General features: G+C 55.1%; 21 protein-coding genes and 2 tRNA genes. 11 read left to right on the forward strand and 12 right to left on the reverse strand.

From position 1 onward, the window contains the following. Positions 1-21: 21 nt before the first annotated feature. From EPG66_RS09705 to EPG66_RS09725, 5 genes are all read right to left on the reverse strand, one after another. On the reverse strand, positions 22-897 hold the full coding sequence (locus EPG66_RS09705) for an SMP-30/gluconolactonase/LRE family protein (RefSeq protein WP_069025250.1): 876 nt from the start codon (positions 895-897) through the stop codon (positions 22-24). A 512-nt stretch (positions 898-1,409) separates the two neighbouring features. Then, complete coding sequence (locus tag EPG66_RS09710; protein WP_031590547.1) at positions 1,410-1,691, reverse strand: putative periplasmic lipoprotein; 282 nt, start codon at positions 1,689-1,691, stop codon at positions 1,410-1,412. A 274-nt stretch (positions 1,692-1,965) separates the two neighbouring features. Beyond that, a complete protein-coding gene (locus EPG66_RS09715) occupies positions 1,966-2,772 on the reverse strand; it encodes a hypothetical protein (RefSeq protein WP_010257881.1) in 807 nt (268 codons plus the stop codon). A gap of 9 nt (positions 2,773-2,781) precedes the next feature. Further along, positions 2,782-3,234 (reverse strand): universal stress protein, encoded by a 453-nt coding sequence (locus tag EPG66_RS09720; RefSeq protein ID WP_010257878.1) that lies wholly within the window; start codon positions 3,232-3,234, stop codon positions 2,782-2,784. A 7-nt stretch (positions 3,235-3,241) separates the two neighbouring features. Then, on the reverse strand, positions 3,242-4,027 hold the full coding sequence (locus EPG66_RS09725; protein WP_010257875.1) for an IclR family transcriptional regulator: 786 nt from the start codon (positions 4,025-4,027) through the stop codon (positions 3,242-3,244). A 149-nt stretch (positions 4,028-4,176) separates the two neighbouring features. Between EPG66_RS09725 and EPG66_RS09730 the strand changes: the two genes are divergently transcribed. The 3 genes from EPG66_RS09730 to ypdK all read left to right on the forward strand — a co-directional run bounded on the left by EPG66_RS09730 (position 4,177) and on the right by ypdK (position 7,083). Next, a complete protein-coding gene (locus tag EPG66_RS09730) occupies positions 4,177-5,775 on the forward strand; it encodes an MFS transporter (RefSeq protein WP_182686656.1) in 1,599 nt (532 codons plus the stop codon). A gap of 2 nt (positions 5,776-5,777) precedes the next feature. Next, positions 5,778-6,806: an HlyD family secretion protein gene (locus tag EPG66_RS09735; RefSeq protein WP_010257869.1), complete on the forward strand. Its 1,029-nt coding sequence runs from the start codon at positions 5,778-5,780 to the stop codon at positions 6,804-6,806. Positions 6,807-7,008: 202 nt separating this feature from the next. Then, positions 7,009-7,083, forward strand: coding sequence for a membrane protein YpdK (gene ypdK, locus EPG66_RS09740; RefSeq protein ID WP_099257831.1), 75 nt, complete (start codon positions 7,009-7,011; stop codon positions 7,081-7,083). Between the two features lie 51 nt (positions 7,084-7,134). On the opposite strand, the gene alaC is transcribed toward ypdK, so the two are convergent. Next, entirely contained in the window at positions 7,135-8,367 is a 1,233-nt protein-coding gene (gene alaC, locus EPG66_RS09745) for an alanine transaminase (protein ID WP_182686658.1), read from the reverse strand. Between the two features lie 117 nt (positions 8,368-8,484). Next, a complete protein-coding gene (locus EPG66_RS09750; protein WP_031590544.1) occupies positions 8,485-9,009 on the reverse strand; it encodes a GNAT family N-acetyltransferase in 525 nt (174 codons plus the stop codon). A gap of 278 nt (positions 9,010-9,287) precedes the next feature. Here EPG66_RS09750 and EPG66_RS09755 point away from each other — a divergent pair, with 278 nt between their 5' ends. Together EPG66_RS09755 and EPG66_RS09760 are read left to right on the forward strand one after the other, a co-directional pair. Next, positions 9,288-10,958, forward strand: coding sequence for a sensor histidine kinase (locus tag EPG66_RS09755; RefSeq protein WP_010257859.1), 1,671 nt, complete (start codon positions 9,288-9,290; stop codon positions 10,956-10,958). Further along, positions 10,955-11,683: a LytR/AlgR family response regulator transcription factor gene (locus tag EPG66_RS09760; protein WP_031590540.1), complete on the forward strand. Its 729-nt coding sequence runs from the start codon at positions 10,955-10,957 to the stop codon at positions 11,681-11,683. Before EPG66_RS09755 ends, EPG66_RS09760 begins: the two co-directional genes overlap by 4 nt. Positions 11,684-11,839: 156 nt before the next feature. On the opposite strand, the gene glk is transcribed toward EPG66_RS09760, so the two are convergent. Together glk and ipdC are read right to left on the reverse strand one after the other, a co-directional pair. After that, positions 11,840-12,805: a glucokinase gene (gene glk / locus EPG66_RS09765; protein WP_010257856.1), complete on the reverse strand. Its 966-nt coding sequence runs from the start codon at positions 12,803-12,805 to the stop codon at positions 11,840-11,842. 160 nt (positions 12,806-12,965) lie between these two features. Continuing rightward, on the reverse strand, positions 12,966-14,618 hold the full coding sequence (ipdC, locus tag EPG66_RS09770) for an indolepyruvate decarboxylase (RefSeq protein ID WP_182686660.1): 1,653 nt from the start codon (positions 14,616-14,618) through the stop codon (positions 12,966-12,968). A gap of 218 nt (positions 14,619-14,836) precedes the next feature. Here ipdC and mgrA point away from each other — a divergent pair, with 218 nt between their 5' ends. Together mgrA and EPG66_RS09780 are read left to right on the forward strand one after the other, a co-directional pair. Beyond that, positions 14,837-15,826, forward strand: a complete 990-nt coding sequence (mgrA, locus tag EPG66_RS09775) for an L-glyceraldehyde 3-phosphate reductase (RefSeq protein WP_182686662.1) — start codon at positions 14,837-14,839, stop codon at positions 15,824-15,826. Between the two features lie 171 nt (positions 15,827-15,997). After that, positions 15,998-16,378, forward strand: a complete 381-nt coding sequence (locus EPG66_RS09780) for a DUF2502 domain-containing protein (RefSeq protein WP_182686664.1) — start codon at positions 15,998-16,000, stop codon at positions 16,376-16,378. Between the two features lie 357 nt (positions 16,379-16,735). On the opposite strand, the gene EPG66_RS09785 is transcribed toward EPG66_RS09780, so the two are convergent. Continuing rightward, positions 16,736-17,977, reverse strand: coding sequence for an Nramp family divalent metal transporter (locus tag EPG66_RS09785; protein WP_031590537.1), 1,242 nt, complete (start codon positions 17,975-17,977; stop codon positions 16,736-16,738). 369 nt (positions 17,978-18,346) lie between these two features. Between EPG66_RS09785 and EPG66_RS09790 the strand changes: the two genes are divergently transcribed. Next, positions 18,347-19,537 carry a NupC/NupG family nucleoside CNT transporter gene (locus EPG66_RS09790; RefSeq protein WP_010671371.1) on the forward strand — a complete coding sequence of 397 codons (1,191 nt, stop codon included), beginning with the start codon at positions 18,347-18,349 and terminating at the stop codon, positions 19,535-19,537. Positions 19,538-19,862: 325 nt separating this feature from the next. Here EPG66_RS09790 and EPG66_RS09795 read toward each other — a convergent pair. Both EPG66_RS09795 and EPG66_RS09800 read right to left on the reverse strand, forming a co-directional pair. Further along, positions 19,863-19,938: transfer RNA gene (locus EPG66_RS09795), tRNA-Ala, on the reverse strand. A 44-nt stretch (positions 19,939-19,982) separates the two neighbouring features. Then, positions 19,983-20,058 (reverse strand) — tRNA-Ala (locus EPG66_RS09800). A gap of 359 nt (positions 20,059-20,417) precedes the next feature. Here EPG66_RS09800 and EPG66_RS09805 point away from each other — a divergent pair. From EPG66_RS09805 to EPG66_RS09815, 3 genes are all read left to right on the forward strand, one after another. Beyond that, positions 20,418-21,206: a formate/nitrite transporter family protein gene (locus tag EPG66_RS09805; protein WP_010257841.1), complete on the forward strand. Its 789-nt coding sequence runs from the start codon at positions 20,418-20,420 to the stop codon at positions 21,204-21,206. Positions 21,207-21,317: 111 nt separating this feature from the next. Next, complete coding sequence (locus tag EPG66_RS09810) at positions 21,318-21,671, forward strand: YfeC-like transcriptional regulator (protein ID WP_031590536.1); 354 nt, start codon at positions 21,318-21,320, stop codon at positions 21,669-21,671. Positions 21,672-21,692: 21 nt separating this feature from the next. Continuing rightward, a complete protein-coding gene (locus EPG66_RS09815) occupies positions 21,693-22,049 on the forward strand; it encodes a YfeC-like transcriptional regulator (protein ID WP_250488662.1) in 357 nt (118 codons plus the stop codon). The last annotated feature ends 22 nt before the right edge of the window (positions 22,050-22,071 follow it).

Raw genomic sequence — 22,071 nt, forward strand, 5'->3', positions numbered from 1 at the left:
GCCAGAGCGGCCCGTTCACGTTTAGCCGCGGAATCGCGGCTCTGCCATGCCTGCCACAGAGACGTCCACCGCAAAGATATCGCCTGACTGCGGATAGCGCGCCAGCTCCTCTTCGGTGCGATCTTCCCGTGAACTGGTAATAAACAGCGTTTTAAGATCGGCGCCACCAAAGGCCACCATGGTTGGCCACTTCACCGGCAGCAGGATCTCATCGACGATTTCGCTGCTCTGGGGATCGATGCGTACTACGCGTCCGCCATCAAACTGTGCGGACCAGTAAAATCCTTCGCTATCCACTGCGGCACCATCCGGCAATCCCCCTTTCGCGTCGAAACGGCGGAACAAGGTGCGTTCGCCCGGTTCGCCCTGCGCGTTTAATGGATAGCGATAGAGCGCTTCATTCGGCGTGTCACTGTGATACATCCAGCGCCGGTCGGGAGAAAAGGCCAGCCCGTTGGAAATTTTAATGTCACGCGCTTTGACCTCCAGCGTCAGGTCAGGCGTCACACGGCACAGCAGCCCGCCATTTTTGTCCTGCGGTTCCCACAGGCTGCCGCACCAGAAATTCCCCCAGGGATCGACACGGCCATCATTAAATCGGCTCTGCGCAGCCACACCGGGATTCTCTGCGATCTTTTTCTCTGGCTTACCCTGCGCATCCAGCAGCCAGACACCGCCACGCAATGCAGCTATCAGACCGCCCTGCTCACGCAGACCGATACATCCCACCTCTTCCGCCTGCGGGAAGGTTTGCAGTTCACCGCTGACCGGATCAAAACGGTGAATGGCGGGTGCCAGAATATCGACACAGTACAGCACCTGTTCTTCCACTGACCAGAGCGGGCATTCGCCCAGTTCAGCCTGTAAAGCCAGAATATTTTTAACGTCATGCGCCATGTTTCTCTCCCATTGAACTGACATGCTAATAATGTAGTTGTAAAAACTTTCAAATGAGAATTATTTTCGCTTGATTTTGAGACTATTCTCTTTGATAGTATTTACTATTCAGTTCATTCTTATTTCTTTATTATTCTCCGCTGCAAAACGCAGCACTCTGAAATATTCGGTCATACCTTCTTAAATAACTCTACAAAGCCTGCATCTTCACTCCACTTTTCCAGCGTAGTGTCATAGTCATTGGAAAAGAGGAGAAGCTTCCGATGAAGAGATTAATTAAAGTCGCTTCGATGGTTGCGCTGATGACCTTATTAAGTGGTTGTATCATCAGCCCCAGACACGACAATGGCTGGCACCGCGGGGGTGGCGGCGGATATCATGGAGGCTACTATGGAGGTTATCACGGTGGGTATCATGGCGGTCACCATCGCCGCTAACGGGCAAAGATGTCACACAGCATAAAATAAAAGCATTAAACTTTAAGGGCGGGATAATTATCCCGCCCGTTTTATTTAGCTTTTCACAGCATAATTACACTGGAACCACGCTTTCTGCAGTCCCGGAATATGACTCTCCTGCGCAGGTAACGCCTCGACTTTATCAAAGCCTTTATTACTGCAGTAATTCGCCAGATCAATATTCATTGCATCACGATTGACCTTTACCGGGTCAAAACGGTACTGCACGGTATTTGAGCCTGGATCTTCATCTACACGTTCAAATGCCCCGGGTTTGCTGGCAGTACATCCACTCAGCAAAATCAGCGCCAGTGCGCTGGTAATTAGTTTTTTCATTTAGTTATCCTCACGTTGCCGCGCAGTTTATGACGCAGCGTGCCGCGCATCCATAGGATTAATGCGCGAAAAATCAAAACTTGAGAAGCTTTTACCGATTAATGTAATACGATTAAACGGCTAGCACTATCATACGCGGCGTGACAAGATGCATTCAGACAAAACGAAGACTGCACCACACCAGGAAATGCCAAAAATAAAAATCTGTTCCTCTCTTCCCTGCCCGCGCTTAGCGGGCTTTTTTTCGCCCGCCATTCCGCTGCTCCGCTGCCGCTTACTGGCCAGTCAGTGCAATCATTCTACGTAACAGGTTAGCGGCGCGCTTGTCAGGTAATGCCAGAATCGCACTGTAGAGGTCAATCGACATGGCACACAACGATGAGCGATCAACCGCCGTGTCGGCAGGCATATTCAGCTGCTGCAGCTTATCCCCCCACTGCTGATAGAGCCGGGCGACAATCTTTTGCAGATCATCCTGCGCCAGCGCCTTATCCAATGGCTGATCGGGCAATGGACTGTTCAGCAGCAGCTGCTCCATGGCATCCGCCTCTTTGCGATTCAGCGACGGCGGCAGCGTGGTCAGCAGATTGATGCCACCACTCACCTGCGGATAGAGATAACGGAAGCAGAGGCCCGGATCGATTTGGTTCAGCGCCCGCATCTCTTCAACCGAGACGCTGATATAGTTGACGACCGCCGCGTCAGTTCCGCGCATCAGCCGCTGATTAATCACCTCAATCAGCCAGCCACGTAGCTCGCCCGTCGCCTTCTCAGCCGGCTCCCCCGCCCGGATGCGCCGGGTCAGCTCCTGGGTCAGCAACAGCCATAACGCCGGCTCCTGAGTCTGCAGCACCCGATAACCGGGCATCTTTGCCAGTTGATTTACCGCCTGCTCACGCTGACTGGCCTGCAACTGATGCGGCGCAACCCAACTGAACCAGAGCAGATTCGCCAGTATCAGGGGCAGCAGAAAGATGATCAGCCCCTGCCACAAACGCAGCCGGGTGGTTTTGATCAGTACAATTACAATCAGCGCCAGCAGCGCAAACGCGGCCAGCGTAATAAAAAGCAGAGCATTCATGCGGCGGGATTAATCCTTACGCACATCGATCAGCACAGGACAGTGAGCGCGCTCAATAACGGATGCGCTGACCGAGCCTTTTAACAGCCGATTCAAAGAGGAGAGATGGCGACGTCCCATGATAATCATGCTGGCCTTGAGCTGTTGCGACTGGGCAACGATAGTATCTGCCGCGTCACCCGCCAGAATCATGCCCCGCGCATTAATGCCCGCGCGCAGTAACGGAGCCAGTGCATGGCGCACCACCATTTCTGCCGTATTCTGCTCATCCTGCGCGGCCACAAAATCGGCCGGATCTTCACCCGCATCGATTTCCATTGGCTGATTACAGGAGGAGTAAGCGGGATCGACGCAGCACAGCACGACCACCTCGGCGCGATGCGCCAGCGCTTCTTCAATGGTTAAGGCGACCACTTTTTCCGCTACCGGAGAGTGATCAATGGCCATCAGCAGGGTTTTCATCGAATGCTTATCCTTCTATCGCGGCGACTTTGCCGATTTCACGCACCAGTGCCTCTTTACACTTCAGCATCTCGTCACGAAAACGGGCTTCGTGTCGCAGAAAACGTGCAGAGGGCACCAGCAAAGAGACAGAAAAGCGACCAAACAGCGTATCCAGCGCAAACGCCATGGTAGAGATACCTTCCAGCGTTTCACCGCGATCCACGGCGATACCGGTTTCGCGCACTTCCCTGATAAGTTGCAGCAACTGAGGCAGCGTTTTCACCGTCATATCGGTTAACTCCTGCCAGGCGTCGCCAACGATCGTCCGTACATCTTTTTCACACTCCAGCGCCAGCAACGCCCGTCCACCGGAGGTGCTGTAGAGCGGCAGATTGAGTCCCATATGCGGAACCACCCGAAGCTCACGCGACGCCACCACGTGGTGAATAATCGCCAGCTGGCTGCCGCTGGCGCGCGCCAGCGAGACGGTTTCATTGGTGTCGGAAGAGAGTTTTTCCAGCAGCGGACTGACCAGATCAACCACATCGGTATGTACGCTGGAGATCAGTTTTAACAGCGCCGGCCCCAGACGCAGTCCGCCCGCCCCGCTGCTGCGCACCAGCTCTGCACTGTCGAGCGCAGCAACAATACGCTGCACCGTTGAGCGCGGCAGTTCGACCGCCTGAGCGATCTCACCAAGGCTCATGCCGCCGGGCTGTTCGCCAAGCGCATTAAGAATTTTTGCCGCACGGGCGATGACCTGTATACCGCCCGTTTTTTCATCCTCGCGGCTGGAGGGTTGATGTGCCATAGCGTCGTCCTGTTTGAGCTGCCTTACTGTAGCGCGAATGCCGCACTTTTTACAGCCTGTACCACATTGCAATACAGTATACCGGGATGTAATATTACGACCTGTATCACATCGCAGTACACTGCATCATAATAACGAGATCGCCTGCAATGAATGCTAAGCCTGCCACCGCGCCGGCCCCTCATCCTTTTACACTGCGACTGGCACTGGGATTAGTCGGCGTGCTCATCGCCGCCCTGACCTCCGGGCTGAACGATCGCGTCAGTGATATCGCGCTGGCCGATATACGTGCCGCTATCGGCATCAGTTACGATCAGGGTAGCTGGATTATCTCTGGTTATCAGGCGGCAGAAGTAGCCGCCATGATGATTGCGCCCTGGTTTGCCGTCACCCTGTCGCTGCGGCGTTTTACGTTAGGCGTGTCGGCGGGATTTATGCTGACCGGCATTCTGCTGCCGCTGGTGCGGGATCCGACGCTGTTTATCACTCTGCGCGTATTGCAGGGCCTGTTTGGCGGCGCCTTACCACCGATGCTGATGACGGTCGCCCTGCGCTTTCTGCCGCCGCCCTTTAAACTTTTTGGCCTGGCGGGCTATGCCCTGACTGCGACGTTTGGCCCCAATATGGCGGCCTCGCTGGCCTCGTTGTGGACCGATCACGTCAGCTGGATGATGGTGTTCTGGCAGGTCGTGCCGTTGATGCTGATCGCTATGCTGCTGACAGGATGGGGATTGCCCCAGGATCCGCTGCGGCCGGAACGCTTTCAGCAGATCGATCTGTTCGGCATGGTGACCGGCTGCAGTGGTGTTGCGCTGCTGATTCTGGTGCTGACCCAGGGTGAGCGCCTCGACTGGCTGAACTCGCCACTGATTACCGGTATGTTGCTCACCGCGCTGCCGCTGCTGCTGGTTTTCCTGATTAATGAATGGTTTCACCCGCTGCCGCTGTTTAAATTGCAGATGCTCCGACGGCCAAATCTGGCGCATGGCTTGCTGGGCCTGGCCTGCGTGCTCATCCTTGGGCTTTCAGGCTCCGCGCTGCCTTCGGCCTATTTTGCTCAGGTCAGCGGCTTTCGCACCCTTGAGTTTGCCCCGCTGGCGCTGGCGGTGGGTCTGCCGCAACTGCTGATCGCACCGCTGATTGCGGCCCTGCTGAATATCCGCTGGATCGACTGCCGCTGGATGCTGACGGCGGGCGTTGGCCTGCTGGTGACCTCCTGCCTGCTGGGCTCACAGATCACCAGTGACTGGGCAAGACAGAATTTCTGGCTGCTGCAGATCCTGCAGGCGTTCGGACAACCGATGATCATTTTGCCGATACTGATGAGCGCCACCAGCGTTGTGGCCCCGCCAGAAGGCCCGTTTGCCTCGGCGATGTTTAATACGGTGCGCGGCTTTTCCAGCATCGCTGCCTCTACGCTGGTTGAGGTTTTCCTTTCGCATCGTGAGCAGTTTCACTCCAGTGTGCTGATTAATCAGGCATCCAGTCGCAGCTGGCTGATGACAGCGCCGACGGCCAGTCAGGCCAGCAGCAGCTTGCCGCTGTTGCCGGATGGCAGCATCAGCGCCGCCTATAATCTCAGCGGATTCGCCACCCTGGTCAGGCATCAGGCCACGATCCTTGGACTGAGCGACAGCTGGCTGATGCTGACCGGCTTTGCCGCCTGCCTGTTACTGCTTACCGCCATCCTGCCAAAACGGGTGTGGCCGCCTCAAACTTTGATTCAAAACCCTTCCCGGAATAACTGAATATGCGTGCTTTCGAAATGAAAAGAACCCTGCTGCTGAGTCTGTTGCTGCTGGTGTTACTGGCCATCGCTTTTGTGGTCTGGTCACTGATGACCGGCAACGATCACCGCACCAACGACGCTTACGTCAATGCGGACTACACCCTTGTGGCACCGAAAGTCTCGGGCTACATCAGCCACGTGCAGGTGCAGGATAATCAGCAGGTCAAAGCGGGTCAGCTGCTGGCGACGCTGGACGATCGTGACTATCGTGTGGCGCTGGAGAGTGCGGAGGCTGACCTGCAGGTGAGCCAGGCGAAACTGCTGAGCAGCCAGGCACAGCTGGAGCAGCAGCAGTCGGTGATTGATCAGCAGAAAGCCAGCGTGGCGGCCAGCGAAGCCTCTGCGCAGTATGCCGGTCAGAGCGCCGATCGTTATAACCGCCTCTATAAAAGCGGTACCGTGGCAGCCGACGATCAGCAGAAAGCCAGCTCAAACCAGCGCTCGGCGCTGGCAGCTGTGCATCAGAGTCAGGCCGCGCTGGCGTCAGCAGTAAAACAGGTGGGAGTGCTACAGGCGGCGGTGCGTTCAGCAGAAGCGGACGTTGCAGCGGCGAAGGCCAGCGTCGATCAGGCCAGGCTGAATCTCTCCTACACCCGCATTACTGCGCCCGTTGACGGCATGGTGGGTCAGCGCTCGGTGCGGACCGGCGCGTACGTATCAGCCGGCACCCGTCTGCTGGCGGTAGTGCCACTGCAGCAAACCTACATTACTGCTAACTATCTTGAGACGCAGTTAAGCGATGTGCGTCCCGGCCAGCGGGTGCGGATCCGGGTGGACGCCCTGCCGGGCGAGACCTTTACTGGTCATGTGGACAGCATCGCACCGGCCACCGGCGCAACTTTTTCGGCGATCTCTCCCGATAACGCCACCGGCAACTACACTAAAGTCGTTCAACGTCTGCCGGTGAAAATTGTGCTGGATGGCGACCAACAGCATCTGGCTCAGTTACGTGTAGGCATGTCGGCGATCCCTGAAATCGAAGTGCCGTAAAATTGTGAGCAATATCTCAGAACGGACCTATTTCATTTGGGGAGGATTCCGCGTAAATTAGCGCTCGATCCTGTTCTGAGTTATTCAGATCAACCCGGAAAAGAGCAGACCATGACTGTAAATGGCGATCTCTTTTCCACATCTGTTCGCGTTGCACTGGTTTGGGATCGCCATCATCGTAACCGCTCAGAGGAGTTGCTTTGTGAAATATGCCTTGATGGGAATATCTTTTTTCGCGTTACTTTGGTTCGGAACCTTTGTTCTGCTGCTGAAGTAATGGCGTGACAGTGCCGCCACGGGGCGACCCCGGAGTCGCCCCTGCTGGCTGTCAGCGTTCTTCTTCCATTTTTATGCTGCCTGGCAATATGCCATCGGCACGAAACATCGCTTTAATTCCCCGTACCGCCTGACGAATACGATCGCTGTTCTCTATCAGCGCAAAACGCACGTGCGTGTCACCATAGTCGCCAAACCCGATACCGGGCGAGACACAGACTTTCGCCTCCTGTAGCAGTTGCTTAGCGAACTCCAGCGACCCAAGATGTGCGTAATGATCCGGTATTTTTGCCCAGACGTACATTGAGGCTTTCGGGTTATCCACCATCCAGCCCGCTTCATGCAATCCTTTGACCAGCACATCACGGCGGCGTTTGTACTGCTCTGCGATGTCGCGCACGCACTGTTGATCCCCTTCCAGCGCCGCAATCGCCGCCACCTGCAGTGGCGTAAAGGTGCCGTAGTCATGATAACTTTTGATTCGCGCCAGCGCGGCGACCAGCTCTTTGTTGCCCACCATGAAACCGATGCGCCAGCCTGCCATGTTGTAGCTTTTTGACAGGGTAAAGAATTCGACGGCGACATCACGCGCGCCCGGTACCTGCATAATCGATGGCGCTTTCCAGCCATCGTAGACGATGTCGGCATAGGCCAGATCGTGGATCACCAGCACGTTGTACTGCTTCGCCAGCGCAATCACCCGTTCAAAAAAGTCGAGCTCCACACACTGTGCGGTGGGGTTGGACGGGAAGCCGAGGATCATCATTTTTGGCTTGGGATAGCTCTCGCGGATGGCGCGTTCCAGCTCATTGAAGAAGTCGACACCCGCCACCAGCGGCACCGAGCGCACCTGCGCCCCGGCAATCACCGCACCGTAGATATGAATCGGATAGCTCGGATTGGGAACCAGCACGGTATCGCCGTGATCCAGCGTCGCCAGCATCAGGTGCGCCAGGCCTTCTTTGGAACCGATGGTGACAATCGCCTCTGATTCAGGATCGATATCAACCTGATAGCGATCGGCGTACCAGCGCGAGATCGCCCGGCGCAGGCGCGGAATACCGCGAGAGGTGGAATAACCGTGGGTATCGTCACGCTGCGCCACCTGGCATAACTTTTCGACGATGTGTGGCGGAGTCGGGCCATCCGGGTTGCCCATTGAAAAGTCGATGATATCTTCGCCGCGCCGACGCGCAGCCATCTTCAGTTCAGCGGTGATGTTGAAAACGTAAGGGGGTAAGCGTTCGATACGCGAGAAACGACGGGGTGTGCTGTTATCAGCCATGATGTCCTCTGGATTACGTAAGCGCCCGGACCGTCCGAGCGACGCGGGTCACTGTGGTGACCCGTTACGAACATAACGTGGCGAGGATCATTTTGTCGAGGGTGGCGGAAAATATTTTTATTTTTGCGGATTCAGCCGCCCCAGCAGCCAATCGTTCACCCAGCAGCCGTTCAGCAGATAATTATCCCGTAGCGTGCCCTCCAGCTGAAAGCCGTTTTTCTCCAGAATACGGCGTGATGCCCAGTTACCTTCAATCACCATCGCTTTGAGTTTGTGGAAATCGGCTTCAAGCAAAAACTGACACAGCGCCGCCAGGGCTTCGCTGCCATATCCCTGACCGCAGTGGCGATGCAGCAGCATATAGCCCACCTCCGCCTGACGGTATGGCTCCCATTCGGGGCTGCAGCCAAACAGGCCAATCGGCTCACCGTTGTCACGACGTCGTGCAACCAGGCAGAGCATATGAAAACTGCTCGCCTGCCAGGGCGCAAGACGCTCGGTGAAGCGCTGGCGGATATCCGCTTCATCGGGGACTTCGCTCACCCAGGTCATGGTGTCGCGATCTTCATGGACGGCACGAAACAGTTGCCAGTCTTCTGGCTGTAATTTACTCAGGGTTAATCTGGCGGTGACTAGTTGCATCTGCTGCTCCCGATGGGCGCGGTTTTCCAGCGGTCACTGGCGCACCTCATCGCGCAACATAGCAAAACGGCACCTTAGCGACCAGCCTCTGCAGGGCGAAAAACTGTTCCCCTTTAATGCACTCAACCTTTCCTCTTTTTGCCCATATGCCATAAAAATTGATCTGAAGCACTAACTCCCGCCGTGATTGATCGGGACGCTAGCGGTTCGCGATCACATTTTTTATCATAGAGGCACTTTCCATTGCCGACGAGTCGCCTGTGTCCTCCCACTTCACGATGTTACTGGCAGTATTTGACCGCGCCGCCCTGATGCTGATCTGCCTGTTCTTCCTGACACGCACCCGCCCGTTTCGTCAGCTGCTGCAAAAAGATGAACACACCCGTGCGGAGAAAGTGGCGGTTACTGCCATCTTTTCCCTGTTTGCGCTGTTCAGTACCTGGTCGGGTGTCGATGTCGATGGTTCACTGCTGAATGTGCGGGTCATCGCCGTGATGGCGGGCGGCATTCTGTTTGGTCCCTGGGTCGGGATCGCCACCGGGGTTATTGCCGGTCTGCACCGTTTTCTGATCGATATTCACGGCGTAACCTCCGTGCCCTGCCTGATTACCAGCATCATTGCCGGTATCGTCGCGGGCGGTATTAATCGCCGGGTACTGAAAGAGCACCGCTGGCGTGCCGGAATCGTCGGCGGCATGCTCTGTGAAGCCCTGACGATGTTGTTGATTGTTGTGTGGGCGCGCCCCACCTCACTCGGGCTGGCGATTGTGTCGGAAATTGCCCTGCCGATGATCCTCGGTGCCTCCAGTATCGGTATCATTGTGCTACTGGTGCAGAGCGTTGAGGGGGAGAAAGAGGCGATTGCCGCCCGCCAGGCCAAGCTGGCGCTGGAGATCGCCAATAAAACTCTGCCGCTGTTTCGTCAGGTGAACAGCGACTCGCTGCGCAACATCTGTGACATTATCCGACGGGAGATCAAAGCCGATGCAGTGGCGATGACCGATAAAAAACAGATTCTGGCCTACGTCGGCTATGGCGAACACAACTATAAACATGGGGATGATGGCATCAGCCCCACCACGGCGCAGTCGATCGCCAGCGGTAAAATTATTATTAAGAACAACGATGAAGCGCATCGCACCAAAGATATTCACTCCATGATCGTGATCCCGCTGTGGGAGAAAGGCAAAGTCACCGGCACGCTGAAAATCTACTATCGCCGCGCGCACCGTATTACCGGCTCGCTGAAGGAGATGGCGATTGGCCTGTCACAAATCATCTCAACCCAGCTTGAAGTGTCGCGTGCCGAGCAGCTGCGCGAGATGGCGAATAAAGCGGAACTGCGTGCGCTGCAAAGTAAAATAAATCCTCATTTCCTGTTCAACGCCCTGAATGCTATCTCCTCTTCTATCCGGCTCAATCCCGATACCGCCCGCCAGCTGGTGATCAACCTGTCACGCTATCTGCGCTATAACCTGGAACTGAACGACGATGAGCTAATCGACATCCGTAAAGAGCTGTGGCAGGTGAAAGATTACATCGCCATCGAGCAGGCCCGGTTTGGCGATAAGCTGACGATGATCTATGACGTCGATGAGGATCTCCATTTTCTGCTGCCGAGTCTGCTGATCCAGCCTCTGGTGGAGAATGCCATTGTCCATGGCATCCAGCCGTGTAAAGGCAAAGGCGTGGTGACGCTGAGCGTCCGGGATCTGGGCGATCAGGTGCGGATCTCGGTGCGGGATACCGGCCAGGGCATCAGTGACGAAGTGATAGCACGGGTGGCACGCAACGAGATGCCCGGTAATAAAATCGGCCTGCTCAATGTGCATCATCGGGTAAAACTTTTGTCGGGTCAGGGATTGAATATCGTGCGGCATCAGCCGGGCACCGAGATTTCCTTTACGCTGAGTAAGAATGGCCAGCGCCTGGCGGAGAATCTGTTATGAAAGCCATTATTGTGGAAGATGAATTTTTGGCGCAGCAGGAGCTGAGCTGGATGATTCAGCATCACAGCAAAATCGAGATTGAAGCCTGTTTTGACGATGGTCTGGACGTGCTGAAATACCTGCAACAGCATCGGGTTGATGTGATTTTCCTCGACATCAACATCCCCTCACTGGATGGCATGCTGCTGGCACAGAATATCCATCAGTTTGCCCACAAGCCACTGATTGTCTTTATTACCGCGTGGAAAGAGCATGCGGTGGAAGCGTTTGAGCTGGAGGCGTTTGACTACATTCTCAAGCCCTATCAGGAGTCGCGAATTGTCACCATGCTGAACAAGCTCGAAGCCACAGCGCAGGCGCAGCAGGCGGTCAGCCATCTCACTGCCACGCCCGCACCGCAGACGGTCAACCTGATCAAAGATGAGCGTATTATCGTCACTGACGTGAATGATATTTACTACGTTGAGGCGCATGAGAAGCTGACGTTTGTTTATACCCGGCGCGAATCCTACGTGATGTCGATGAATATTACCGAGTTCTGTTCACGCCTGCCGGAACAGCAATTTTTCCGCTGCCACCGCTCTTTCTGTGTCAGCCTCAGCAAGATTCGTGAAATCGAGCCGTGGTTTAACAATACCTATCTGCTGAAGCTGCGCGATCTGGAGTTTCAGGTGCCGGTCAGCCGCAGTAAGGTGAAGCAGTTTCGACAGCTGATGCGCCTGTAGCGCAGTACGGTTAAAGACCTGTTCAGAAAGGGGGATGGCGAAGCAGGAGAGCAGCAAAAAGTCGGGAGGGAATTCCCCGATCCTGCCCCGGTGAAGCAGGCAGATCGGGAAAATCGCTCGCGCGCAGAATGGCAGTGCGCGCGAGGTAAAGCAGAATCAGATTTCGCGACCCAGCGTCTGGCGCAGATGCGCGCCCGCGCCCAGCAGGCCAGGCTGGTCGTGCGTAATCATATAAACCGGGATACTGGCAACATAGTCGCGGAAGCGGCCTTTATCTTCAAACGCCGCACGGAAACCCGACGACTTAAAGAACTCCAGGAAGCGTGGCACGATGCCGCCGGCAATATAGACACCACCAAAGGTGCCGAGATTCAGCGCCAGGTTGCCGCCGAAACGGCCCATGATGACGCAGAACATTGACAGCGCGCGACGGCAGTCGGTGCAGCTGTCATCCAGCGCACGCTGGCTGACATCTTTCGGCTTCAGATTTTCCGGCACGCGATTATCCACTTTAACAATCGCACGATAGAGGTTAACCAGACCGGCACCTGACAGCACACGTTCCGCTGAAACATGGCCCAGTTCTTCGCGCAGCACTTCCAGGATCTGATCTTCTTCTTCACTGTTGGCAGCAAAGTCGACATGACCGCCCTCACCTGGCAGGCTGACCCAGCGCTTGTCCACATGCACCAGATGGCTGACGCCTAATCCGGTGCCGGCACCATAAATCGCGATAGGCTTATCTTTGACTGGCTCTGTACCACCAAACTGAATCACGTTTTCGGCGGTCAGCATCGGGATCGCCATGGATACCGCAGTGAAGTCGTTAATGATTTCCAGGTGTTCAAAACCGATGTTCTCTTTGAGCTTGCGCGTGGAAAACGCCCAGTCATGGTTGGTCATTTCAACCCAGTCATCGGTAATCGGGCAGGCAATGGCAATACAGCCATCTTTAACGTCCTGCTGTTGTTCATCAAGATAGTGGCGGATGACGGCTTCGAGGCTGTCGTATTCTGATGTTGAGAATGTTTTGGCCTGGGTGATGCTGCCGCTTTCCACCTCACACAGGGCGAGGCGTGCGTTAGTACCGCCGACATCGCCGACCAAGGCATAAGTTGTCATTCTTCTGTTGCTCCGCTTGGGGTCTTAAGAGTTGGAGGACACTATAAAATTCTGCCCATAAAACAACAACGCTCACCGGTGCGATTGGTGAGCGTCTTACTCAGGTGTGCTACAGCCTAACCGCGATAGCCCACCCTGCACAGCGGCAACTATCTGAATCTTAGCCGCCGTTGCGTTGATTCAGGCAGGCGGTGACTTTTCGTAGCAGTGGCGGCAAATCCTCTTTCTGCATAACGACTTCAACCAGAGAGAGCCACTTCGGCTCTGAGAGTCGCGCCATCACTTCCTCTAACTGCACCGTTTCACTGATACGCCAGCTCTGCGCCTGGCCCTGCAGGCTAAGGGCGTGCGGTAAGGCCGTCCAGTTCCACTGGGCAATATCATTGTAACGTTGTGTTGCGCCATGAATCGCCCGTTCGACGGTATAGCCTTCATTATTCAGCAAAAAGAGTATCAGTCGCTGCTGGTCACGCAGCATCGAACCCAGTTCCTGAATTGTCAGCTGCGCCGAACCGTCTCCGATGATCAGGATAACCCGGCGATCAGGATCGGCAGTCTGCGCGCCAAACGCTGCCGGAAGAGTATAGCCGATTGATCCCCATAATGGCTGAACCACCAGCTGCGCCTGCGAGGGCAATCTTAACGCGGCCGCGCCAAAGGCGGCAGTCCCCTGCTCGGCCAGAATAAGGTCACCGGGTTGCAGGAATGCCTGCATCGCCTGCCAGAACGCCTGCTGGCTGATCACTGCCGCCGGTTCTGCAGGCTGCGCAGCGGGCGGCGCGGCGGCGGGTTGCCACTGCCGGCCATAGCGTTCAAATAGCGGCAGCAGTTCGCTCAGCGCCTCCGCCATCGACAGCGGCGCAAAATTTTCACCGCCCACGCTGGCGCTGAAGGGCTGCAGATCAATCAGTCGCTCAGGGTTAAACTGCTGCGTGAAGCCTGCAGTAATGGTGTCGGTAAATTGCACCCCGACGCAGATCGCCACATCCACCTGCTCAATCTGTTCGCACACCTGACCTGCGCTGGCCTCACCGGCATAGGTACCGACGTAACCCGGCTGCTGTTCATCCAGAACCCCCTTGCCCATCAGCAGGCTGGCACAGGGAATAGCACACTGCTCACGCAGCGCGGCCAGTGCGGACTGCTGCTGCCAGCGCAGCGCAAGAAAATCGGCCAGCAGTGAAACCCGCTCTGCCGGTGCCAGTAACCGTTCCGCCGCATCGCTGAAAGCGCGACGCGCAGCGGGCGAAGAGGATTGATGACTGTTCAGGGGCTGCGTGGGTGGCTGCACCTCCATGGCCGCCACGTCGACGGCCAGTGACAAATAGCCGGGACGACGAGCCTGCAGCGCACTGACGATCACCCGATCGATCTCAGCCGTGGCGTTGTCAGCGGTAAGCTGTGCCGTTGCCGCACTGACTTCTGCGGCCATGCGGATAAAATGCTGGAAATCGCCATCGCCCAGCGAATGATGAACACAATCCTCCTGCAACTGGGCCTGCGTCGCAGGCGCGCCAACGATATGGATCACCGGCAGATACTCGGCATAACTGCCCGCAATGCCATTAATCGCGCTGAGTTCGCCCACACCAAACGTGGTCAATAGCGCTCCCGCGCCGTTGCAGCGTGCATAACCGTCTGCCGCATAGGCTGCGTTAAGCTCATTAGCGCAGCCTACCCAACTGATGGCCGGATGGGCGATGACGTGGTCAAGAAATTGCAGGTTATAGTCGCCCGGCACGCCAAACAGATGCTTTACACCAATCTCCTGCAGACGGGTCAGCAGGTAATCTCCAACAGTGAATATGGACATTGCGCATTCCTTTCAGGGAAGAGTCGGGTTAAGTATCTGACAGAGGATAAAATTAGCGAGGCGTGCCGCTATTTTAGCCAGCCGCAATGGCTGGAAAGGCGACGTTACGCTGGCGGAATATTCTGTAAAAATGCGAATTGCAGCGCGCTGTCACTAAGTGTAACCGTATACACTGATACACTTTTGGCACATATCCCCGTTTTATCCAGGAGCGCTGAATGTCCCTTTTCCCTCATCCCGATCGCTATCAACAGATGGAATATCGCCGCAGCGGCCGCAGCGGCATCAAACTGCCCGCCATTTCGCTGGGACTGTGGCATAACTTTGGTGACAGTACCCGGGTCGATAACAGCCGTGAGCTGCTGCGTCATGCGTTTGACCTTGGCATCACGCACTTCGACTTAGCCAACAATTACGGCCCACCACCTGGCTCAGCAGAAGAGAACTTCGGGCGTATTCTGCGGGAAGATTTTCGTGCCCATCGTGATGAGCTGATCATCTCCACTAAAGCGGGCTATACCATGTGGCAGGGGCCTTATGGAGATTGGGGTTCGCGTAAATATCTGGTCGCCAGTCTGGATCAGAGCCTGAAGCGAATGGGGCTGGAGTATGTGGATATTTTCTATCATCACCGTCCCGATCCGGAAACCCCGCTGGAAGAGACGATGCGCGCGCTGGATCATGTGGTGCGCCAGGGCAAAGCGCTTTACGCTGCCCTTTCAAACTATCCGGCCGACCTTGCCGCCGAAGCGATAGCTATCCTGCGCGATCTCGGCACCCCTTGTCTGATTCACCAGCCGCGCTATTCGATGTTTGAACGCACACCTGAGCAGGGATTGATTCAGACGCTGGGCGATGCGGGCGTCGGCTGTATCGCCTTCTCTCCGCTGGCAGGCGGCGTGCTCACCGATCGCTATCTGCAGGGCATTCCGGAAGATTCGCGCGCGGCCAGCGGCAGCAAGTTCCTGAATGAGAACCAGCTGACGGATGAGAAGATGGAGAAAGTCCGCAAGCTTAATGCTATTGCGCAGCAGCGCGAACAGAAGCTGGCGCAGATGGCGCTGGCGTGGGTGCTGCGCGATGAGCGTGTGACTTCAGTACTGATCGGAGCCAGCAAAACGGCCCAGATCGATGACGCGATGGCGATGCTTGCTCACCGTCAGTTCAGCGACAGCGAGTTAGCTGCGATTGACGCGGCGCTACTGTAACGGTTTTAGCGCCCGGCTGACGCCGGGCGTTTCTGCGCCAGAATAGTCTCAAACCCCTTTCTCTCCCCAATTTCCTCACAATCTTCCGACACAATGATGCGGTAACAACAGCAATACGCAGGCATACTCGCTGCGCCGCAACAGCATCAGACTGTTGATGAGGAGAAGAAAATGAAAAGAGCCCTTATTTTTGCTGCCCTGCTGGCCTTGCTGTCGCCGCTGGCACACCACACAGCCCAGGCCTCCAGTGCCTCTATTACTCTGGCCCCCGGCGTCACCCTGAATCTTGGCGATCGCGATCGCCGTGGCTATTACTGGGATGGTGGCCGCTGGCGTGAACCGCGCTGGTGGAACGACCGCTATTCTTACAACGAACGCCGCTGGTGGCGACACGAAGAGTGGCGTCGTCAGCAGCAGTGGGAGCGCGAACACCGCTGGCATGAGCGCGACCGCGAGCGTCGCTGGGAACATCAGTATCGCCGCGATCGTGATCGTGGCTGGGATCATCATGACCGTCGTGGGCCTGACCATCACGGACACGATCGCCATTAATAAAAACGCCCGGCAGAACCGGGCGTTTTTATTTATTGATTAGGTCAGGCCTGATTGCTGCCAGACGGAGCCAGCACAGGAAACCCGGTCAGATCGGAAAGACGCAAAAGATGTCATCCCTGACATGCTCGTCCCGCGCGATTACGCACCTCATCCCTGAGGTGCGCCCGTAGCCGGGCCAACGCTTTGCGTTGTTCAAAAACGCTCCCGGCGTTTTTGTCCCTGGCGCGGGACGCTTTCCTCTTCTGACCGGATTCCCTGTGCTTTAAGCTAATTCGCGGCTGAAAGATATCTGACTTGAGTTTGTCAGTTGTCTGCAATGCCCGGCAGAACCGGGCGTTTCAGGTTTCACAGTCGCTACAGCCCCAGCGCTTCACCCACCAGCAGGTAAAGATTCAGCGTAATCACCAGCAGCACGATCAGTCGCCCGGTGTTCTGCATCAGGCGCGAGTTAACCATATCATCGCCCATCAGCTCGCGGTTGCCGGTAAAGGAGAGCAGCGGAATCAACGCCAGCGCAATACCAAAACTCAGCAGCACCTGACTCATTACCAGAACCCTTGTCGGGTCCCAGCCTGCCCAGATGACAATAAAGGAGGGCAGCATGGTGACGGTTCGGCGCACCCACAGGGGAATATGGAAGTGGATAAAGCCCTGCATCACCACCTGCCCCGCCAGCGTACCGACCACCGTTGAAGATAATCCGGCCGCTACCAGGCTCAGACCAAACACTATCGCCGCCGCCTGGCCTAACAGAGGTTGCAGCGTCAGATAGGCCTGATCGAGTTCAGCGATTTTACTGTGGCCGCTGAAGTGAAATGCCGCTGCGGCGGTCGCCATCATCGCCAGGTTAACAAATCCGGCAATGGTCATGGCAATCGCCACATCCAGTTTGGTTGAGGAGTAACGCTGGCCTTTGCTGTCCTCACTTTTACCCTGCGTCAGCGCGGAGTGCAGATAAATCACGTGCGGCATAATGGTCGCACCCAGCACACCCGCCGCCAGGAATACAGCATCCGACGTCGGTAACGCGGGCAGCGCCATGCCGATTACCAGCTCTTTGACATTGGGCTGGGAGAAGAAGAGTTCGACGATATAGGCCGCCGCCACAAACAGCAGCAGTCCGCCAATCACCAGCTCCAGCGGCTTTTGCCCACGGCTCTGTAACATCAATATCAGGAACGTGGCGATGCCGGTCAGCACCGCGCCCTGCATCAATGAAATACCGAGCAGCAGTTTGAACCCCAGCGCGGCTCCGATAAATTCCGCCAGGTCAGTGGCCATCGCGATAATTTCCGCCTGCACCCAGTAAAACCAGACGGCGGGCCGGGGAAAACGATCGCGAATGTGTTCAGCGAGGTTTTTGCCGGTAGCGATACCCAGCTTGGCTGACATCAGTTGAATCAGCATGGCCATGATGTTGGCCCATACCACCACCCACAGCAATTTGTAGCCGTAAGCAGCGCCCGCCTGAATGTTGGTCGCAAAGTTGCCCGGATCGATATAGCCGATAGCGGCGATAAAAGCGGGCCCCAGCAGTGCGAGTTTGACTTTTCTGACTCCGCGAGCGGCGCGCTCGGCGGTACGACTTTCAAACATATCCGGTACCCTGTCTGAACATTTGCCTGCCCCGGCAGCTTAGGGGTTAGCAGGTGCAAGTGAAATTCGTTTATTGTTATCGGTGTAATAGATGCTGCTATAAAGTATAGCCATTGCTATACATTACAGTAAAGGATGTGATTGCTAAAAATGTGAGCAATAGTGTCACTTTACGCCCGGTGTAAAATTCAGACAATAATTATGTGGTTATCTGAAGTGAAGTATTTGTAAACAGGACGTGATCTCTGGAACTTTTCTGGAAAATATAGCGATAGCGAATACTTATATTGTGGTTCAGATCTCGTTTTTAAGTAACGCGTTACATAGAATACGCAACAAAATACAACCCTCCTCAAATTTGGAGCAACCATGTCCCATATTTTGCAATTTCTTTTAGCACTGGTGGTGGTCGGGATACTCGCCTTGCTGGTCAGTCACGATCGTAAAAGCATTCGCATTCGCTACATTATACAGCTACTGGTGATTGAAATTGTGCTCGCCTGGTTCTTCCTGAACTCAGAAGCGGGACTCGGTTTCGTCAAAGGATTCGCGGGCTTCTTTGACCATCTGCTGAAGTATGCCGCTGAGGGTACCAACTTCGTCTTCGGCAACATGAGCGACAAAGGCCTGGCCTTCTTCTTCCTTAACGTATTGTGCCCTATCGTCTTTATCTCTGCGCTGATCGGTATTCTGCAGCATTTCCGTATCCTGCCATGGGTGATTCGCGGTATCGGTACCGTACTGTCGAAAGTGAATGGCATGGGAAAACTGGAATCTTTCAACGCCGTGAGTTCTCTGATACTGGGACAATCAGAAAACTTCATCGCTTATAAAGATATCCTGGGCCAAATGTCACAGCGCCGCATGTACACCATGGCCGCGACAGCGATGTCGACCGTATCGATGTCGATCGTCGGTGCTTACATGACCATGCTGCAGCCGAAGTATGTGGTCGCCGCGCTGGTGCTCAACATGTTCAGCACCTTTATCGTGCTGTCGCTGATCAACCCTTATCGCGTAGAGAACGAAGAAGATCTGCAGTTGCAGGATCTGCACAAAGGCCAGAGCTTCTTTGAGATGCTGGGCGAATATATCCTGGCTGGTTTCCGTGTCGCGATTATCGTTGCCGCCATGCTGATTGGTTTTATCGCGCTGATTTCAGGTCTGAATGCGCTGTTTGATTTGATCTTCGGCATCTCCTTCCAGGGCGTTCTCGGCTTTGTCTTCTATCCGTTTGCCTGGGTGATGGGCGTGCCTGCTGGTGAAGCATTGCAGGTCGGCAGTATTATGGCAACCAAGCTGGTATCGAATGAGTTTGTTGCCATGATGGATCTGCAGAAAATCGCGGGTCAGTTGTCGCCACATTCAGAAGGTATTCTGTCCGTGTTCCTGGTCTCGTTCGCCAACTTCTCTTCTATCGGCATCGTGGCCGGTGCGATTAAAGGTCTGAATGAAGAACAGGGCAACGTGGTTTCCCGCTTTGGTCTGAAGCTGCTGTACGGCTCTACGCTGGTCAGCGTGCTTTCCGCCGCTATCGCCGGTCTGGTTCTGGCGTTCTAAGCACGGTTCTGCGCACTACTCTTAGCATCAAAGGGCGAGCAGGTCTCGCCCTTCTCTTTCTGCTCTGTTCCTGCTCTGCTTCCCGCTGATTTCCCTTTCCCGCGTTAACTCTTCCATTGCACATGTCACATCTGCATTCAGATCGTGCACAACAGGCGGCACAGCGTCCTGCAAACAGCATCGGATGTTATGGCGGATCATGCCGGTAATAACGTATTTAAGCGTGCGCAGCAGCGTGAATGGCAAAGCAATAGCGTTGGGATCCGCAGCAACTGGCGAATAAGAGATTAATCAGAAAGGATTTTGACAACGGCGTGTTAGAAAATGGTGGAGATAAGCGGGATCGAACCGCTGACCTCTTGCATGCCATGCAAGCGCTCTCCCAGCTGAGCTATACCCCCACATCTGGAATCGTTTTTCAGTGCCAAACTTTTGGGAAGAAGTTTGGTGGAGCTAAGCGGGATCGAACCGCTGACCTCCTGCATGCCATGCAGGCGCTCTCCCAGCTGAGCTATAGCCCCGAACCGAAAAACTGTCGCGTTAAGCGACGGACGGCATAATATGAAACCCCCTCCGGGGTGTCAACGGCAAAATGACATTCTCTGTTTGATCGCTGAAAAAGGCGGCAACCTGCGAAGTTTCAGCAGCATGCTGCAGGGGAAAATCGTGTCTGTTCACACAGGACCGTTTTTTAACTGTTATTCAGTCTGCCGTCAGGTTAATTCACGGTTAAATATGTTATAGGAATTTTCTTGTCTTCGGCTTTTTCGCATGCAAAACTTAGCCCGCTAATTAAGTGGTCGCCGGGACCCTCTCCCGCGTACCACGCGTCCACCAGGCGTTATCGTCCCATTAATCATAAAAAAACTACTGAGATACTATGTCGCTGCATACACCTAAAGAAATCGCACAACTGGCGATCCAGTCAGGCGTGGCTAAAAGCCGTGCACCTGTCAGCATCCTTCTGATTCTCGGCTTTATGGCGGGCGCATTTATTGCGACCGGCTTCCTGCTGGATCTTCACGTGATCAACACCCTGCCCGCTGAATGGGGCTCTTTTGGCGGCCTGTTAGGCGCCGCGGTCTTCCCGGTGGGGATCATCATGACCGTACTGGCGGGTGGTGAGCTGCTGACCGGCAATATGATGACCTTACCGGTGGCCTGGTTCGCCCGTCGCATCAGCTTTATGAGCGTGGCGCGCAACTGGTTCTGGGTTACCCTGGCTAACTTTCTCGGCAGCGTGGCTGTCGCCTGGTTCTTTGGTCATATGCTGGGTATGACCGAGGGCGATTACCTGAAGAAGACCGTTGCTATCGCCTCTGCAAAAGTCCACGCTGATTTCCTGCACGCCTTTATTTCTGGCATCGGCTGTAACTGGCTGGTTTGCCTGGCGGTATGGCTGGCCTTTGCCAGTAAAGATGTGGTCGGCAAGATCTTCGGCATGTGGTTCCCGGTGATGGCATTTGTAGCCATTGGCTTCCAGCACGTTGTCGCCAACATGTTTATTATTCCGGCCGCCATTTTTGCCGGTCAGATGAGCTGGGCAGAGTACTTCCCTAATTTTATTGCCGTCTTCTCAGGCAATGCCGTGGGTGGTGCCGTGTTCGTTGGTCTGGCCTATTTCCTTGCATTCCGTCCTGCCGCTGAACCCGCCAGTAATCCTCAGTAATGATGTTTTGCCTTTTGTCGAGAGACAAAAGGCAATTTCAGCTTCAGTTACTTTCCCCCGTTACGTTTTGCTGTAATATGTCCTGCTAATGTATTAATCAGGGACTGCATCGTGAAAAAGGAATGGCTTACCCCCGAAGAGCTGGCTGCAGAGACGGGTTACAGTCGGCAAACGGTGAATAAATGGATCAAGCGGGAAAACTGGACGACCACGCCGAAGCCCGGTGTGCAAGGCGGTAAAGCCCGATTGATTCACATTGATGAGCGCGTAAAAAGTTTTATTCAGTCGACCCGTAACCTTAACGAGCCGACGGCAATTTACAGCACTCCGTCCAATTCATTACCTGCGTTATTAATAAGTTCCGTCCAGCAAATGACTCAGGACGAGCAGGATCAATTCACTGCACTAATCTTACGCGAAGGTATCAAGGGCGTTTTGCAGCGACTGGGCATCAGCGAAGAGTAAGGTGTATTTATCAGGGAAGGTATGATGAAAAAGGAATGGTTAACACCCGAAGAACTCGCCTCAGAGACGGGCCTGAGCCGACAGACAGTGAACAAATGGATTAAGCGCGAAAACTGGACTACCCTGCCCAGACCCGGCATTCAGGGCGGCAAGGCGCGATTGATTCATGTCGATGATCGCGTAGAAAAATTTATCCATTCGACGCGTAGCCTGCATGAACCCGCCGCAATGTACAGGGTTCCGGCAGATTCACTGACGGCACTGTTGGTGAATGCGGTTCCGCAAATGAGTCAGGCTGAACAGGAGCAGCTTTCAGCGCTGATATTGCGGATAGGTATTAAAGGCATGTTGCAGCGTCTGGATATCACTGAAGAGTAAAAAACCGGAAGCGCGAAGCTTC

The organism is Pantoea pleuroti, from assembly GCF_014156615.1.
Lineage (GTDB): Bacteria > Pseudomonadota > Gammaproteobacteria > Enterobacterales > Enterobacteriaceae > Pantoea > Pantoea agglomerans.